Origin of the sequence: Microbacterium sp. F2 (genome assembly GCF_052274505.1) — a bacterium.
GTDB lineage: Bacteria > Actinomycetota > Actinomycetes > Actinomycetales > Microbacteriaceae > Microbacterium.
In genome coordinates, this window is sequence record NZ_JBNVBV010000002.1 from 303,656 (window position 1) to 319,453 (window position 15,798).

The 15,798-nt window shown below is 65.6% G+C and carries 19 protein-coding genes and 1 pseudogene; 5 read left to right on the top strand and 15 right to left on the bottom strand.

Going from position 1 to position 15,798, the window contains the following annotated elements:
- Nucleotides 1-26: 26 nt before the first annotated feature.
- Genes ACQVDU_RS06525 through ACQVDU_RS06555 form a run of 7 tightly spaced genes read right to left on the bottom strand, consistent with a single transcriptional unit; the run spans nucleotide 27 to nucleotide 5,475 of the window.
- A complete protein-coding gene (locus ACQVDU_RS06525) occupies nucleotides 27-776 on the bottom strand; it encodes a class II aldolase/adducin family protein (RefSeq protein WP_443476584.1) in 750 nt (249 codons plus the stop codon).
- 17 nt (nucleotides 777-793) lie between these two features.
- Nucleotides 794-1,636: an aldo/keto reductase gene (locus ACQVDU_RS06530; protein WP_443476585.1), complete on the bottom strand. Its 843-nt coding sequence runs from the start codon at nucleotides 1,634-1,636 to the stop codon at nucleotides 794-796.
- 41 nt (nucleotides 1,637-1,677) lie between these two features.
- The gene (locus tag ACQVDU_RS06535) at nucleotides 1,678-2,901 is read right to left on the bottom strand and encodes an NAD(P)/FAD-dependent oxidoreductase (RefSeq protein ID WP_443476586.1); all 1,224 of its coding nucleotides are present in this window, start codon (nucleotides 2,899-2,901) and stop codon (nucleotides 1,678-1,680) included.
- Nucleotides 2,902-2,914: 13 nt separating this feature from the next.
- The gene (locus ACQVDU_RS06540; protein ID WP_228177432.1) at nucleotides 2,915-3,109 is read right to left on the bottom strand and encodes a ferredoxin; all 195 of its coding nucleotides are present in this window, start codon (nucleotides 3,107-3,109) and stop codon (nucleotides 2,915-2,917) included.
- Nucleotides 3,110-3,137: 28 nt separating this feature from the next.
- Nucleotides 3,138-3,449 (bottom strand): hypothetical protein, encoded by a 312-nt coding sequence (locus ACQVDU_RS06545; protein WP_228177433.1) that lies wholly within the window; start codon nucleotides 3,447-3,449, stop codon nucleotides 3,138-3,140.
- Nucleotides 3,446-4,036 carry a 3-phenylpropionate/cinnamic acid dioxygenase subunit beta gene (locus tag ACQVDU_RS06550; protein ID WP_228177434.1) on the bottom strand — a complete coding sequence of 197 codons (591 nt, stop codon included), beginning with the start codon at nucleotides 4,034-4,036 and terminating at the stop codon, nucleotides 3,446-3,448. Before ACQVDU_RS06550 ends, ACQVDU_RS06545 begins: the two co-directional genes overlap by 4 nt.
- Nucleotides 4,033-5,475, bottom strand: coding sequence for a Rieske 2Fe-2S domain-containing protein (locus ACQVDU_RS06555; RefSeq protein WP_228177435.1), 1,443 nt, complete (start codon nucleotides 5,473-5,475; stop codon nucleotides 4,033-4,035). The genes ACQVDU_RS06550 and ACQVDU_RS06555 overlap by 4 nt, the downstream gene beginning before the upstream one ends.
- Nucleotides 5,476-5,669: 194 nt before the next feature.
- Between ACQVDU_RS06555 and ACQVDU_RS06560 the strand changes: the two genes are divergently transcribed.
- Together ACQVDU_RS06560 and ACQVDU_RS06565 are read left to right on the top strand one after the other, a co-directional pair.
- A complete protein-coding gene (locus tag ACQVDU_RS06560; RefSeq protein ID WP_434970949.1) occupies nucleotides 5,670-7,124 on the top strand; it encodes an aldehyde dehydrogenase family protein in 1,455 nt (484 codons plus the stop codon).
- Between the two features lie 88 nt (nucleotides 7,125-7,212).
- Complete coding sequence (locus tag ACQVDU_RS06565) at nucleotides 7,213-7,986, top strand: IclR family transcriptional regulator (RefSeq protein ID WP_443476587.1); 774 nt, start codon at nucleotides 7,213-7,215, stop codon at nucleotides 7,984-7,986.
- Nucleotides 7,987-8,057: 71 nt separating this feature from the next.
- Here ACQVDU_RS06565 and ACQVDU_RS06570 read toward each other — a convergent pair whose 3' ends face one another.
- Both ACQVDU_RS06570 and ACQVDU_RS06575 read right to left on the bottom strand, forming a co-directional pair.
- The gene (locus tag ACQVDU_RS06570; protein WP_228177437.1) at nucleotides 8,058-8,795 is read right to left on the bottom strand and encodes a sulfite exporter TauE/SafE family protein; all 738 of its coding nucleotides are present in this window, start codon (nucleotides 8,793-8,795) and stop codon (nucleotides 8,058-8,060) included.
- 58 nt (nucleotides 8,796-8,853) lie between these two features.
- Nucleotides 8,854-9,522, bottom strand: a complete 669-nt coding sequence (locus ACQVDU_RS06575) for a TetR/AcrR family transcriptional regulator (protein WP_228177438.1) — start codon at nucleotides 9,520-9,522, stop codon at nucleotides 8,854-8,856.
- 98 nt (nucleotides 9,523-9,620) lie between these two features.
- Here ACQVDU_RS06575 and ACQVDU_RS06580 point away from each other — a divergent pair, with 98 nt between their 5' ends.
- Nucleotides 9,621-10,343, top strand: coding sequence for a DUF4386 domain-containing protein (locus ACQVDU_RS06580; protein WP_228177439.1), 723 nt, complete (start codon nucleotides 9,621-9,623; stop codon nucleotides 10,341-10,343).
- A gap of 5 nt (nucleotides 10,344-10,348) precedes the next feature.
- Here ACQVDU_RS06580 and ACQVDU_RS06585 read toward each other — a convergent pair whose 3' ends face one another.
- The gene (locus tag ACQVDU_RS06585) at nucleotides 10,349-10,768 is read right to left on the bottom strand and encodes a class II aldolase/adducin family protein (protein ID WP_308017242.1); all 420 of its coding nucleotides are present in this window, start codon (nucleotides 10,766-10,768) and stop codon (nucleotides 10,349-10,351) included.
- Here ACQVDU_RS06585 and ACQVDU_RS06590 point away from each other — a divergent pair.
- Nucleotides 10,734-11,477, top strand: a pseudogene (locus tag ACQVDU_RS06590) (aldolase/citrate lyase family protein); the annotation flags it as partial. The gene ACQVDU_RS06585 and the pseudogene ACQVDU_RS06590 overlap by 35 nt on opposite strands.
- 140 nt (nucleotides 11,478-11,617) lie before the next feature.
- Here ACQVDU_RS06590 and ACQVDU_RS06595 read toward each other — a convergent pair.
- Nucleotides 11,618-11,905, bottom strand: coding sequence for a helix-turn-helix transcriptional regulator (locus tag ACQVDU_RS06595; RefSeq protein WP_228177441.1), 288 nt, complete (start codon nucleotides 11,903-11,905; stop codon nucleotides 11,618-11,620).
- A 432-nt stretch (nucleotides 11,906-12,337) separates the two neighbouring features.
- Between ACQVDU_RS06595 and ACQVDU_RS06600 the strand changes: the two genes are divergently transcribed.
- Entirely contained in the window at nucleotides 12,338-12,880 is a 543-nt protein-coding gene (locus ACQVDU_RS06600; RefSeq protein WP_300592916.1) for a MarR family winged helix-turn-helix transcriptional regulator, read from the top strand.
- On the opposite strand, the gene ACQVDU_RS06605 is transcribed toward ACQVDU_RS06600, so the two are convergent.
- The 4 genes from ACQVDU_RS06605 to ACQVDU_RS06620 all read right to left on the bottom strand — a co-directional run bounded on the left by ACQVDU_RS06605 (nucleotide 12,881) and on the right by ACQVDU_RS06620 (nucleotide 15,751).
- Complete coding sequence (locus tag ACQVDU_RS06605; protein ID WP_344678669.1) at nucleotides 12,881-13,132, bottom strand: hypothetical protein; 252 nt, start codon at nucleotides 13,130-13,132, stop codon at nucleotides 12,881-12,883.
- Nucleotides 13,133-13,171: 39 nt separating this feature from the next.
- Nucleotides 13,172-13,309 (bottom strand): hypothetical protein, encoded by a 138-nt coding sequence (locus ACQVDU_RS06610; protein ID WP_228177444.1) that lies wholly within the window; start codon nucleotides 13,307-13,309, stop codon nucleotides 13,172-13,174.
- The gene (locus ACQVDU_RS06615) at nucleotides 13,306-14,223 is read right to left on the bottom strand and encodes a sugar phosphate isomerase/epimerase family protein (RefSeq protein WP_443476588.1); all 918 of its coding nucleotides are present in this window, start codon (nucleotides 14,221-14,223) and stop codon (nucleotides 13,306-13,308) included. Before ACQVDU_RS06615 ends, ACQVDU_RS06610 begins: the two co-directional genes overlap by 4 nt.
- A gap of 100 nt (nucleotides 14,224-14,323) precedes the next feature.
- On the bottom strand, nucleotides 14,324-15,751 hold the full coding sequence (locus ACQVDU_RS06620) for an NAD(P)/FAD-dependent oxidoreductase (RefSeq protein ID WP_331790809.1): 1,428 nt from the start codon (nucleotides 15,749-15,751) through the stop codon (nucleotides 14,324-14,326).
- Nucleotides 15,752-15,798: the final 47 nt, after the last annotated feature.

Below are 15,798 nucleotides of genomic sequence, written 5' to 3' on the forward strand. Positions count from 1 at the left end.
ACCGACGCGTCGGTCTCGGGGCCTCCTCACCTTCTGGGGGCGCGACGGACCTCATCACGCCAGACGGACCACGCGCGCTGCAACTGCCCGTCGTTTGCTGCTGCGGCCGCAGCCGCCTCTTCAGCGGTGAGTGCCGTGTACTCGCCGAGCAGTCCGATCGCCGCGGTCTGCGCTCGCGCATTGAGGTCCGCGTATACCGCACGGGCCACAGCCTGCTCCAGCGATGCGCCGACGGCGACGAAACCGTGGCCACGCATCAGGATGACGGGAGCATCCCCCAGCGCCGCGGCCAGATCCCCACCCAGTGCTGTGTCGCGGATCAAGAGGTCGCTGGCATGACCGACGCTGTCTCGGATCTCGAACACCGGCACCTCCTCGCCCAGGAATCCCGCCATGTGCCACACCGCTCGCAGCGGCACCGCAGAGATACTGAAGGGCACCATCGACGGCGAGTGACTGTGGACGATCGAGACCACATCTGGCCGCGTCGCGTAGATCCGCCCGTGCAGAAAACGCTCGAGATAGCTCGGTCGCCGATCGGATGTCTCGCCGTCGAACGACATCTCTTGGATGTCATCGGTCGTCACCAGTCCCGGCGCAAGGTTTCGTGAGATCAGGAATCTGTCGGCACGGAAGGGGTGCCGGACACTCACATGTCCGAAGGCATCCAGAATGCCTTTGTCCACCAATACGTGGTTGGCGTCGACGAGGTCTTCGAGGACACGCTCAGGGCGTTCTTCGTCTTGCTCCGTCATCGTCTTTCCTCTGCTGCTCATCCCGAGACGCTGCGGCCTCAGTGCCCATTGGCGGGGTCGTCCGGATCACGCGCTGCGCGTTCGCCCCGATCGAATGAGCCCAGGAGGGCGAGTTCTTCCGGGGTCAAGGTGAAGTCGAAGATGTCGATGTTCTGCGCGAGCTGCTCGTGAGTCATCGCCCGCGGGACGGGCACGATCTCCTCATCGAGATGCCAGCGCAGCAGCACCTGGGCCGGTGACTTGCCGTGACCAGCGGCGATCCGGCCCACGACGGGGTCTGACAGAAGCGGGCCGCCACGCCCGAGAGGGCTCCACGCCTCCGTTTGGATTCCGTGTGCCCGGTGGTACGCACGCTGTTCGACGCGCGCGATATCGACACTGAGCTGAATCTGATCGACATCGGGGAACACGCCGGTCGCCTCGACGATTCGATCGATGTGGTGAACCGTGAAGTTGGAGACACCGATCGCTTTCACGAGCCCCTGCTCCTGCAGCTGGACGAGTCCACGCCACGCATCGACGTAGCGATCCAGCGCGGGGACCGGCCAGTGGATCAGGTACAGGTCGAGGTAGTCCACACCGATCGCCTCGAGCGCGCTGTCGTAGGCGCGCTTCACACCGTCGACGCTGTGGTTCTCCTTGTTGAACTTGCTCGTGATGAAGACCTCCGAGCGAGGGATCCCGGATGCGCGAAGACCGGCCCCGACGGCATCCTCGTTCCCGTACTTCTCCGCCGTGTCGAACAAGCGGTATCCGAGGTCGACGGCTTTCTCGACCATGGCGGCGCATTCATCGCCCACCAGCGGCCAGGTCCCCATCCCCACGCGAGGGATGCGGTGACCCCGCAGAAGCGGACGCGTCGTCTGCTCGTGTGCTGTCACGGTCTGGCTCCTCTGGAGGTGGGCGGCGTCGCCGAGGCTGGTCAGCGCGTCGCGGGCGATGTCGACTGAATCGCAGCCTGCAGCCGCGCGACGAGATCCTGGGTGCGAGCCCGGGATGCCACAGATCGTCGCGCGTCGATGAGTGCGCGCGGCCAGTTGACGATCACAGCACCATCGACGGCTTCACCGTCCACGCCGTAGACCACGCCGAATCGTCCCGCGGCGGGCTCTCCGACCAGCCTGGAGTGTTCCGAGCCGGTCCGTCCGACGATCTGGATCTTCCAGTCGTACTGGTCGCTCCATACGTACTCGGTCGGATCGTACGCACGAAGATCCTCCGGGTGCACGATGTTGTGCGCCACCAGTTGTGCCTGGTCGGCGGCGCTGGTCCAATGCTCGAGGCGGACAGAGTCGGGATGACGGTCATTCGTGAATCGTGCGACGTCACCGATGGCGTACACGCCGGGGACACCGACCGCCGAGAGCGTCGCATCGCAGATGACGCCGTTGTCGACGCTGACGCCAGATCCGGCGAGCCATTCCGTATTGGGAATCGCGCCGATGCCCAGCAGGACCGCGTCGACGCTCAGCGTAGAGCCGTCCGTCAACAGCAGATGACATTGGTCATGCAGTCGGTCAACGCGCTCAACTGACACACCGAACCGGAACCCGACCCCCTCACGCGAGTGCTTGTCCGCGAAGATCTTGCCGATCTGGGCGTTCATGGCTCGCCCCATCGGAGCCTCCAGGGGCTCGATGATGCTGACCCTCAGGCCCGCCTTCACTGCTGTCGCGGCAACCTCCGCACCGATGAAGCCCGCCCCGATGACAGCGAGGTGCCGTCCTGCCACGAGATCGGCCCGGAGGGCATCTGCGTCCGACCGAGACCGCAGAACATGCACGCCGGAGAGGTCGGCCCAAGGGGTGCGGCGCGCGCGAGCCCCCGTCGCGATGACCAGCTTGTCGTACGTGAGGGTCGTACCGTCGCTGAGGGAGACGCTCGTGCTCGCGGGGTCCAGAGCTGTTGCCCGCGTACCGAACTTCGTCGTGACGCCGGCGTCAGCGAGCGCTTCAGGAGAAGTCAGCTGGATCCGATCACCAGACGATGCACCGCTCAGATAGTCCTTCGACAGCGGAGGCTTGTCGTAGAGCGGGTTGGGCTCCGCATCGACGAGCGTGATGGCGCCACCGAAGCCTTCCGAGTGGAGGTTCTGTGCAAGTTTCATGCCGGCGACGGAGCCACCGACGATCACGACGTGAGACACAGGTGAGGCTCCGTCAGTCTTCGACCCACAGCGCCGATACCGGGCAGCTGCGGGCCGCCTCCTCGACGCGTGTCCGCTCGGAATCGGGAACCTCGGTCTTCAGGAGGACGACGAGTCCCTCATCATCGATGTCGAAGTAGTCGTCTGCGGCGACGACGCAGTTTGCATATCCCTGGCAGAGCGAGAGATCAGCCTTCACTGTGGCCATCTGGCTTTCCTTCTTGGTCGGTTGGGGGTTACTGGTCAGGTGAGTCTGGGAACAGTGGCGCGTCGGGGGTCCCGATCATCTCGGAGAACGTCCGCACCGTCTGCCAGGTGAGAGCCTCCAGCTCGAGCGGGTCGAGGGCGATCCATTGGCCTGTCTTGGACGAATCGATCAGAAGTCGTGTTCCGTTTCGGGTCTCGACGCGCGAGACGGTGATCTCAGAGAACTCGTTCGCGATCTGCAGCGGCTCACCCACCCGACGCTCGAGGAGCCGCGCACGCTCTTCGGCGGCAGCGCTCGCGGCAGCGCGGTCGAGGTCGGCGCCTTCCCACTCGATCGTCATAGGAAGATCGCCAGGTTCTGGGTCCGCAGCACCGACTCATCCACCATGATCACGCGACGGGCGAGTCTGTACTGGCCATCGACTTCGCGGAAGACGTCTTCGCGGTGTGCCGAGATCAACGACGGCTCGTTCACATCTCCGCGACTGCGAAACAGCAGCACGGCGGAATCTGCGACGACCTCGCCGGCGACGTCGCTCTCGAACACCCGCACGTTCGTGATGAAGTGGCGCAGGCGAGACGGGGGGTCTTCGGTCCAGGCATGCTCAGTGAGGAAGCGCGCGACACGGCGGCTCAGCGAGTATTTGTTCTCGTCCCAGTGCGCCATCCCGGGAGAGGTCGTGAACGGTGTGCCGAGGGCGGTCGTCGCGCGCACCGGCATGATGTAGTGGATGTCTTCGGTCAGCAGTTCGAGCCATTCCTCGTAGCGCTGCTGATCAAGGGTGTAGGCCTCCTCCACCAGCCACCGGTTGATGGTGTTGTGGATCTCGCTCGTGAAAGGGAGCGATGCTCCCACACGAGATGCAAGCGTCGAGTCCTTTCGAAGTCGTGATGCCTGCGAGATCGCGGTTCCCGTCTCCTCGATCATCGGGTCACCTCCTGCCCGTTATTGGTGATTCCCTTCGGGCGGGGCGTCGCATCCGATGAGATCTCGCCACCGATGGTGAGCGCGTGGAAGTCCACTCCCTCGTACTCCGGCTCCATGTAGTCGGCCCAACGGTCGAGCAGATGCCGCTGGTTGTACTCGCCGTAGCCGACGTGCGCGACGCCGGGCCCTGCGAACTCGTCCTCGGTGAGCGGCGCGACGACGGGCGAGCCGTCCTTCAACATGCCCATCCGTCCGTTGAGGAGGAGTCGACGAGCCATAGACCCCTTGGCCGTGTTCGTCAGCGACACCCAGTTCTCGACGTCGTCCTGTTCGAACATGCCGCTCGAACCGAAGCACATCAGATAGGCCTTGTACGACAGTGCCTTGAACTCTTCGGGCGCCTCGGCGTCGACGGCGAACCAGGAGTAGACCTCGGTCTCGTTCTCGCTGATCGGCACCCACGTGCGCAGTGAGATGAACGGGAGCACGTCCTCGTCCGAGCCCTCTTCGACCTTCGGCCAGTTGTGGACGAGGCTCATGTTGGGGAACATCGACGCGGCCGAGATCATGAAGCCGTCGCGTCCCACGACATCCAGCTGCGCCTGCGACCAGGTCTCCTTCATCCGGGCGATCATCTCTTCCGGGTAGCCGACGTAGCGCAAACGCTCGTCGAGGTCGCCCGGTGGGAGCTTGTACGTCGTGCCTCCGCCGTTCCCGGCCCAGTAGGTGTTGCCGTCCTTGCGCTTCTCAGCCTTGGGTTCACGGAATAGGCCGATCTCGACGACCGAGGTGTGCGTCTGTGGCGTGTGGTACATGTCGCCGGCGAAGTTCTCGGCACCGATCTTCCAGTTCGTCTTCACGCGCCAACGTTGCGGCCCCTTGAGTTCGATCCCACTCGGGCTCTGCTTCGTGTAGTAGTCGAGGTAGAAGCGGAAGTCGCCGATGTAGTCGAGCAGCGGCGGAGCCTCGGGGTCCATGCTGATGAAGATCAGACCGTTGTACATGTCAAGGTTCGGGGCGGGCAGCAGCCGCGCTCCCTTGCGGCTGAATCCTGCTTCGCCGCCGTAGGCCTCCTGGTGGAACGGCAGACCGACGATACGTCCGTCATTGCGATAGGACCAGCCGTGATACGGGCAACGGAAGTGGGATGCGTTTCCGATCTCGGCACGACACACCTGCATGCCGCGGTGGAGGCACATGTTGAAGTGCGCGTGGATCGTGCCGGTTTCGTCGCGAACGATGATGAAGGAGTCATCGAGGACGCGTCGGACGACATAGTCACCCGCCTGTGGGATCTCCGACTCATGGCCGACGAACAGCCAGGCTCTGCTGAAGAGGTTCTTGCGTTCGCGGTCGAGGATCTCGCCGTCGTTGTAGATGAATGCCGGAATCATCCCACGACGGATCTCGTCGTAGATGGTCGTCGTCGGATTGCCCATACGTACCCAGTCCTCTGTCTCCGCGCTTCTGCACTCAGCGCTCGGAGCTGCACTCAGCGCTCGGAGCGCAGCTGTTGTCTCTGTCCTTCAGAATCTTATTCTGCTCGACAGGGACATTTTGTCAAGCAATACACCCACCCTCGTCGCTATGCTTCTGACCAACAGAATTAGTGTCTGCCGATCCTGGAGTCGAGATGAGCCCGTCCCCCAACGCCGCCACCCGCACCTGGAACGCCGTCCTCGACGGCGTTGCGTGGGAAACTTCGTCACGCTACGAGGTCGAGAACCCGACCAGCGCCGAGCCGCTCGCGTCGGTCCCCGACCTGGATGCGAGCGAGGTGGATCGGATGGTCCGAGCTGCCCACGCCGCACAACCGGAGTGGGCGGCTCTCCCGCCTCGCGCCCGCGCGGCCGTGCTGCGCCGCCTGGCAGCCACGATCCGGGACCACAAGGAAGAGCTCGCCGAGCTGGACGCGCTGGACGGCGGGTTCACCCTGTCCATGATGCGAAACGACGTGGATGCGGCTGCGGAGCTCATCGACATCTTCGCCGACATGGCGCTCGAGCTCGGCGGCCGGACGATCCCGGTCAGCGCGAACCTGCACTACACAACGCAGATCCCGTACGGGGTCGTCGCTCGCATCGGCGCGTTCAACCACCCCTTCTTCTTCGCGGCATCGAAGATCGCCGCTCCATTGATGGCCGGCAACGCTGTCGTGCTCAAGGCACCCGACCAGACGCCCCTTTCATCCCTGCGCTTGGCCGAGCTGGCCACGGGTGTCCTTCCCACCAACCTCCTGCTTGTCGTGAGCGGTCGCGGGGCCGTAGCCGGGCGTGCCCTGGTTCGGCATCCGGATGTTCGCCGAATCGGGTTCATCGGATCCACCACGACCGGCCAGTCGATCCAACGGGATGCTGCGGAGACGGGAGTCAAGCACGTGACCCTCGAGTTGGGTGGGAAGAACGCTCAGATCGTCTTCGAAGACGCCGACCTCGAAGCCGCCGCTGCCGGCGCCGTCGCCGGGATGAACTTCACCTGGGTTGCCGGGCAGAGTTGCGGCTCGACGAGCCGACTGCTGGTCCACTCTTCGGTGGCCGAGCAGATGATCCGCCTCGTCGCGGAACGTATGGCATCGATCCGCGTCGGAGACCCCCTGGACCCTTCCACTGAGATGGGTCCCCTGGTGTCGAGAGCTCAGATGGAGAAGTCCCTGCACGCGATATCCGAGGCTCTCAGCGCAGGCGCGACTGTCGAGACCGGTGGACATCGGCCGGACGGAACCCCCGACGGGTGGTTCGTCGCGCCCACACTTCTGTCCGGGGTGGCTCCCGGGTCGTTCGTCGAGCAGAACGAGATCTTCGGCCCGGTACTTTCTGTGATCACGTTCGACTCCGACGAGGAGGCGATCGCGATCGCGAACGGCGTCGAGTACGGACTCACCTCGAGCATCTGGACCCGTGACATCACACGCGCCCACGTCGTCGCACAGCGCGTTGAGGCGGGGTACGTTCTGGTCAACAGCGGCAGCCGGCACTTCTGGGGGCTTCCGTTCGGAGGAGTCAAGGCCTCAGGTATCGGTCGGGAAGAGTCTCTCGAAGAGCTCCTCTCTTATGCCGAGACGAAGACCACGACGATCATGCTGACGTAGAGCCTGTACCGCACTCGACGGAATGCGCCCCCAAGTGTCGGCTCTCGAGGTCGCTGCGCCGTCACAGGCGAAGGGCTACGATTCCCCTGTGCAGAGATCGACTACCACCGCGGCGCCCCAGTACCCCATCGAGTCGATCGACAACGCGTTGCGGTTGATTCTCCTGCTCGGGGAAAGAGGTGATGTGCGTCTCACCGAGGCGAGCGCCCACCTCGGCGTGGCGACGTCAACCGCGCATCGGATACTGGCCATGCTCACGTGGCGAGGTTTCGCGCGGCAGGACACCGCGACCAAGGCGTACAGGCCAGGTCCGGCACTCACCACCGTCGCCTTCTCCGTCCTCCGCAGACTCGATTTGCCGCGAATCGCTCAGCCCCTGCTCGAGAACCTCGCGGCAGAGATCGGGGAGACCGCGCACTTGGGCACCCTCGAGGGAGATCGTGTCCGGTTCCTCGCCGTCGCCGAGCCCGCCTCGGCAGTTCGGGTGGCTTCACGACTCGGCCTGTCGATGCCTGCGCACTGCACCTCGACGGGAAAGGCGCTGCTCGCCGAACTCAGCGACGACAGCCTCGATCGCCTGTACCCGGACGAACATCTCGAGACTGTCACACCGAAGTCGATAGCGAGCCTGTCTCAACTCAAGGAAGAGCTGGAGCGGGTGCGAAGCGACGGATACGCCACCAACCGCGAGGAAAGCGAGATGGGGGTCGCGTCGGTCGCGGTCGCCGTCGGGGTTTCTTCCGGCCTGAAGCTCGCACTCAACATCTCGGCCCCCGTGTTCCGCCTGCCCCAAAGCAAGTCGCGCAGTATCTCGCGGAAACTCCGGGAAGCAGCACTCACACTCGCCGATCTTCTGGGGTAGATGCCGCCTCACCGCTCACAGGAGGCGCATCCATCGCCCTGGGCTGACGCCAGCCAGGCCGCGTAGGACGGTCAGATGACGAGGTAGACCGCACCGACGACGGTGAGGACGATGACGATCTGCTCGAACAGACGCTGACTGATGACGCCGGCGATGCGCCTCCCGACGAGTGCGCCGAGGAGTACGGCGGGGACCAGGATCAGATCGACGACGAGTCCCGGCACCGTGATGAGCCCGAAGGCGATCGAAAAGGGGACCTTGGCGACGTTGACGACGGCGAAGAACCATGCAGCGGTGCCGAGGAAGACGTGAACGGGCAGCCGGGCCGAAAGGAAGTACATCGACATGACCGGGCCCGCGGCGTTCGCGACCATCGTCGTGAACCCGCCGAGCACTCCGTACACGCCCGCGGCTGCCGCGCTCGGCGCGGTCACGGTATCGGTCTGGGCTCGCCGTCGCCACAGCGTGATCGCAACGACCAGGAGGAGGATGATACCGATCGTGCGGCGCACCCCTTCGTCGGAGGAGTAGGCCAGGAACAGCGTCCCGGCGAGGATCCCCGCCACGACGGTCGGGATCAAGCGCAGCAGGGCCCGAATGTCGGCGTGGCGCCGATAGGCGAGGACCGCGAACAGGTCGCCGACGATGAGCAACAGCAGGATCGTCCCCGTCGACTGCTCGGCGGGTAGTGCCGCCGCGAACAGGGCGACCGCGATCGTGCCGGCGCCGGGAAGCGCCGCCTTCGAGAGCCCGATGACGACCGCGCCCGCCGCGAGAGCGAGCCACGCGATGACGCTGAGCTCAGGCACGGACGGTCACTCGACTCACGCTGAGCACGCTACCCGAGTCGCACCGGGCGCGTTCCCGTCACTGCGCCGAAGCGAGGCGCGTGACCCCGCTCAGGATGACATCCAGTCCCACCTCGAAAGAATCCCCGAAGTCATACCCGGGCTTCATCACGTGCTCGACCGTGAAGGTCAGGAGCGCGGGATACTCGTCGGGCGAGAGCGGTGCGACGATCTGCTCCCCAGCCTCGCTCAGATCGCCTCCAGTGCCGCCAAGGGGCAGCGCCGCCTCCTGCATCGCGAATCCGTAGACGAACGCATCGATGACCGCGACCCCGTGGGCCACGGCCCAGAGAGGCATTCCTGAGCGCATCCAGGTGGCAAGCATCGCGTCGTGGTGTTTCAAGATGTCGACCCCCGGAGTCCGGCGCGACTCCATGATCGGGATCGCCCAGGGATGCCGGCGCAATGCCGCGCGCAACGAGCGCGCCCGTTCTCGGACCGCTGCATCCCACGAGGCCCTGGGATCGGGCATGCCCACTTCGTCGAAGACGCGCCCTACCATCCCGTCGACGATGTCGTCCTTGCTACTGACGTAGTGGTACAGACTCATCGGCTTCACACCGAGATGGTCGGCGAGCCGTCGGATGGTCAACGGCTCGAGGCCGACATCGTCAGCGAGCTCCACGGCACCACCGATGATCCGTCCACGATCGAGCGAGCCGCGCACGACCCCCGGCTTGCCGACCATCGTTCCACCCCTCCGCCGTCGACTTGACGACTCGTACTTAGTAAGAATACAGTGCCCTCAGAAGCGTACTAAGTACGACACGACCCAGGAGAATCGACATGCCCCTTGACACTGACATCCGCCGCCGCACCGCCGCACGTGTTGCCGCGTTCGGTTACGTCGCCCTCTTCGTTCTTGCGATCTTCGCCAACTTCGTCGTGAAGCAGGGGATGATCGACCCGACCGACGCCCTCGCCACGACCGCTGCCATCAGGGAGCAGGAGGGCCTGTTCCGCCTTGGATTGGCGTCGTTCGTTCTGATCTTCCTCATCGACGTGGCCGTGGCGTGGGGTCTGTACGTGCTGTTCCTCCCCGCCGGGCGGACCCGCTCCCTGGTCGCAGCATGGTTTCGCATCGTCTACACGGTGATGCTCGGAGCTGCGTCCGTCTTCCTGTTCGTCGGCCTCGAGGTCAGCCTCGGCGCGGCAGACCTCGGCCCGGATGTGGCGCTGCTCATGTTCGCGGCGTTCGACTTCGCCTGGCTCGTCGGGTTGATCGCCTTCGGTGTGCATCTGATCCTGATCGGCGCGCTGATCATCCGCTCACGGATCGCTCCCCGCGCCATCGGCGCCATCCTGATGATCGCCGGCGCCGCGTACGGACTCGACACCCTTCTGCACATCGTCCTATCCGACTATGAGCCGGTCGGCGGGGTGATGCTCGCCGTCGTGGCGACGACGTCGATCGTGAGCGAACTCGTCTTCACGATCTGGTTGCTGCTCGCGGGACGGCGCTCCAGCCCGGCCACCGACGATGAGGCGAAGATCCCCGTCGCCGCGTGAGAGCGTCAGATCCAGGGCGAACTGACCGCGAAGGCGTCGGCGACGCTACGGATCTCGTCCCGGGTCAGGCCCTCTCCGATCCCGCCGGCTGCGAGGTTCATGTACTCGTACTTCGCCCCGGTCTCGGCGTACTCGACGCGGTCGACCGCTCGCGTGACAGAAAGATCGGAGCGGGCCATGACGCCGTGCTTTCCCCACAGGGAGATGTCGGTTTCCCGCAGCGCCGCCACGTTCGCCGCCATCATCTCGGGAGAACCGGGCACTAGGAACGGAAGCACGCGGATGCCCTGGGAAAGCGCGACGATCGACTCCGGCTCCCAGCGCAGCAGCCGCGCGTTCATCGTGGCATCGTCGCGGTACGCGGGAATGTGGGACAGGAAGGTCAGATGAGGGGGCTGGGCGTGCACCACCGCCTGGAACTCCACGTTCCGCGTCGCGACCTGGTCGTCGTGGACCGCGATGTGCGTGGAGCACGCACCCAACGGTGTCGAGTCCGTGCTCGCTCAGCTGCAGGCTGCAGCCGCCTACCCCGTCACCGCCGTGGTCCGCATCCCCGCGAACGATGCCGTCATCATCAAGCAGGTCCTCGATCTGGGAGCGCAGAACATCCTGGTGCCGATGGTCAATTCCGCCGCGGATGCCGCCGCCGCTGTCGCCGCGGTGCGCTACCCGCCCCGCGGCCGCCGCGGCGTGGGCTCCGCGCTCGGTCGCTCGGCACGGTGGAACCGCGTGGACGACTACCTCGCGGACGCGGACGAGCACGTCTCGCTGTTCGTGCAGGTCGAGACGGTGGATGCCGTGCGAGCGGCAGGTGAGATTGCGGCAGTCGACGGCATCGACGGCGTCTTTGTCGGACCCAGTGACCTCTCGGCGTCCATGGGCCTCCTCGGCGCCCAGACCCATCCCGAGGTCGTGGCGGCGGTGCGCGCGGCGTTCGCCGCCGTGACCGCCGCCGGCAAGCCGGTGGGCGTGAACGCGTTCGACCCTGACGCGGCCCGCGGATACCTCGACTGCGGGGCGGCGTTCATGCTCGTCGGCGCCGACGTCGCACTCCTTGCCCGAGGCTCGGAAGCATTGGCGGCTCGCTACTGCGCCGCGACGGAGCCCGAGTCTTCAGAACGCGCCAGCTACTGATCTCGCTCGTTGCTGCCAGCGTCGCGGGTGCGCCGCAACGGTGCACCCATCGTCGAGTTCGATCACTGCCATGGGACTTTTTGCGCCGAGCTCACCGACAGTCCGCGCTTCTGTCGTCGCGGACTGAGCCCGGCTGACCCTCAACGGCGGTCCGGGGTGTCGCCCAGGGCTGCGAGCAGCTCTCCGACGGCGTGGTCGCTTTCGACGGGGTGCCGAAGAGGGAGGTCGCTCACGCACTGATAGGTGTTGCGCCGCCCGTCCTTCTCCCTGCGCAGATAGCCGCCCTCGACGAGATCGCTGACGATCTGCTGGGCCGTGCGTTCGGTGATGCCGACGGCTGACGCGATGTCGCGCAGGCGGATGCCCGGATCCCGCGCCACCGTGATCAACACGTGCGCGTGATTGGTGAGGAACGTCCAAGTGCCCACCTTCGAAATGATACCTGACCTACAAAACACGCGACACAACCCAGGTAATTTGCTTCCGGTAATTTATTGCCTGTAATCTGCCTCGCGTGAACCCGTTCCTCCTCGCAGCTACCGCGCTCGTCCTCATCGGAGCCCTCGTCATGGCCATCGCGGGTCGCCGATCGCGACGGGCGCGGTCGGCCGGTGTCGCAGCCACCTGGTTTGCCTTCGCCCTGGCCGCAGCGTCGCTCGAGAAGGGGTCCACGTCGACGATGACGTCGTCGCGGGTCAGTGTCGCGGTCATGAGACTCCGTTGTTCCCGTCGGCATCTGCGAAATGCCGGTGATCGTGACGATAGGTTATATACGAACCGGTTTAACTGCAAACGCTCAGTTTTTGCGGCGATCCGCATAGACTTGCCCCCACGAACCGGGGCCGAGAGGATCACTGCTGATGACAGACCGATCCGCCGAGATCACAGCGCGGGCGGCGGCGAAGGGGTTGATCGTGGACCCTTTGCCGGCCACGATCGACCGCGACACCTACACCCCCGCTCTGCTCGGATTACTCAGCAACCTCCTCGTCTGGGGCGGTTCCCGGGTCTTCCACCACCTGCACGGCGTGGGGACCAACGAATGGCGCCTCATCAGCGCGTTGGGCAACCACCCGGGGGCGACAGCTGCCGAGTTGTGCGGCATTCTCGGAATCAACAAGTCCGTCGCATCCAAGAGCGTGAACGCTCTGCTCGATCGCGGAATGATCGAGCAGCTCAACGGCCCGCGGGGCTCGCGCTTTCTCTACCTGACCCCCGAGGGCGCGATCGTGCACGATGACTTCATGCCCGTCGCGCTCGAGCGCCAGGCGATTCTGCACGAATCGCTGAGCGTCGACGAGGTGCGCCAGCTCAATGCACTCCTGGTCCGCATGCTGGACGCCGAATCGTCGCTGCAGGAATACGAGCGCCGCATCCTCTCAGCCCCGCCTCCGGAGCGCTGATCACTCGGCGACGACGCGCACCTCGAGCCTGCCGAAGTCGGCACCGGGGACATAGTTGTACAGGAACAGCGCATCGGACTCGGCGGCCAGCTGCGTCTGGAACACGCCGGCCTCCTGCTGCCCGGACAGCGTGACGAACGCCTGCTCGGGTGCTTCTTCCCCGCCTCCCGGCGCTGCGATCCACAGCGTCTGCTCGTGGATTCGCACGCCCACGAGCGGAACCGTCAGCGCACCGTCGTGGGCGCGCAACACCACGGAGCCGCTGGCCCGCAACTCGCCCGAGGACTGTCGCTACGCGGGAAGCGTGACTCCGACCGCCGGGTCGAAGGACGCACCCCCGGTCGCGACGACCTCGAAACCAGGATCCCGGAGCATATAGCCCACGAGCGAATCCCTGAGCTGCCAGCGGATCACGACAGACTCGGTCATCGCAGGCCCCCTCTCTCGGCTCGTCCTTCGCCGACGGCGCGGCGCAGAAAGTGTGCACTCTCGCGAACCAGGTCGGTGCGGCTGACGTCCAGATCCGTCCAGGTCCGGAGCCGATCCGCCACGGCGGGGGGGAACCATGAGCGGGAGAAGGCTTCGAACGCAATCGGTCCGTCGAATCCCGCCGCGACGGCGGAACGCACGAGCGCTGCCACATCGAGGCTCCCGGCATCCAGAGCTCCGCGACCTGCCTGCCCGAACTCGAGGATGCCAAGACCGTCGCCCGCGCGGATAACCGCGTCGTGCGGCGAGGCCTCCTCGATCATGACGTGAAATCCGTCCAGGTGCAGACTCGGCTTCTCCGGGGCACACAGGTCACGGAACGCGAGAGCCTGGGTGACCGTGTTGAGCGCTGAGCACTCGTAGCGGTTGAGAACCTCGACGCTGACCTCGATACCCCCGGCAGCCGAGCGGGCCGCGAACTCGCCGACGGCCTCGGCTGCCCACGCTCGCGCGTCGGAACTCCAGACCGATGACAGTCCGTACGCTGCGTAGGGCACACCCGTGATGTGATTCGCGCCGAGCACGTCGGCTGCCTGCAGCGCGGAATCGAGCAGTGCGCGACCCGCGCGTCGCTCGTCGGCGTCGGCACTCGAGACATCTGCCCCAGGACGCTGGACGACGAAGACGATGGCCTGCAACCCGCGCTGCCGCAGCGCCTCCCGCAGCGCGCGCGCCTGCTCCCGCGAAACCCCCGGCGGGAGCCCGACGGTGTCGAATCCCGCGTCCGCGATCACCCCGAGCGCGGCATCCCGCTCGGGATGCTCCACGTCGGCGACCAGGGTGTTGATGTGGCAGCTCAGCACATTCACGATCAGGGCCTCCTCGCCCGTCGCCGCTCCGGGTCGAGGGGGCAACCTTCCAGAGTTTACATACGAACGGTCGCGGCATCCGCGGACTCATGCCGTCGATGCCAGCGGGTGCGCCGCGCTGCTCGCGGTCCCTCCTGCTACCCGACTACGAATCGAATCCCACGCCGAACAGTCCTGCGAGCTTCAGCAGAATCCCGTCTTTCCCGCCGTTACGGTCCGACTTTGCTACGGCTCTGCGCATCATTTGGATGAGGGGGTAGGCCAAGGGCTCCGGCGGAATCGGGATCGGGAGCCGGCGCGACATCTTCAGCCTCGTGCGCTCGGTATCGCGGCACTCGAGCAGGTCGAGCATGACATCAGCTCCGAACCGCGTTGCTCCGACGCCGAGCCCGGTGTATCCCGCGCTATAGGCGACGCGCCCGCCGCGAGCCGACCCGTGGAATGCGACGAGCTGGGTGGACATGTCGATCGCGCCGCCCCACTTGTGCGAGAACCGGATGCCGGACAGTTGCGGAAACGTGCTGTAGAAGTGATCGGCGAGCCGCTCGAAGGTCTCGGGGCGTTGGTCCTGCGCCGCCTTCACACGCCTGCCGCGGTGGTAGACCGCGTCATACCCGCCGAACAGAATCCTGTTGTCAGACGACTTTCGGTAGTAGTGGAACTCGCGCGACGAGTCGGTGATTCCGTGACGCTCGGTCCAGCCGATGGCGGCGAGCTGGTCGGCGCTCAGCGGCTCCGTCATGAGCACATAGTCGTAGATCGGCACCGTGAACAGGCGCAGTTCGGGCAGCAGCGACGCGAACACGTTCGTGGCAAGGGCCACCCGGCTCGCGCGGATCTCGCCGTGCGCCGTCTGCGCGACCATGACATCGCCGTCGGTGCGCAGGCGGGTCACCCGCGTGTGCTCGTAGATCTCGACGCCAAGACGCTCGGCAGCCGCAGCGAGCCCCCACGCGAGCTTGGCGGGATTCACATACGCGACGCCGTCGGTTCCGAACATCCCGGCACGGTAGAGCGGAGAGTTCCCCCGCTCGCGAAGGCTCTCACCCTCGAGGAAGATCTCGTTCGCGGAGTGCTCCGCGGCCTCTCGAAGCCAGTCGACCTGATGAAGCTCGGTGGCCACCGTCAGGATGCCGGTCTCTTCCCACTCTGCGTCGATGCCATACCGCTCGATCGCCGCGCGGATTTCTGCGAAGTTCTCGTCGGCTAGCCGGTTCAGCACCGGCATCTCGTCAGCGAAGTGCAGCTCCCCGTTCTCCGGTCCGTGGGTGAGGCTTGCTTCACAGAAGCCGCCGTTGCGACCGCTCGCAGCCCAGCCGATGCGATTGCCCTCGACCAGAACGACGCGGCGCTTCGGGTCGCGCTCCTTGGCGATCAGTGCTGTCCAGAGCCCGGCGAATCCTCCGCCCACCACGAGCAGATCGGTCGACACCAGACCGGAAACGCCACCCCGTGCCGCGGGACGATCGGGATCGTCGAGCCAGAAAGGGGTTGTGGATGCCTCGGCCAACGCGCCACGAATGGTGCCGAGGTCAGTGCGTATCTCGTGGCCATATGCCGTCGGCGCACTCATGGGCATCTTCTTTCGATGGTGGTCGGGGACCCACCCGCGGTCGCGGG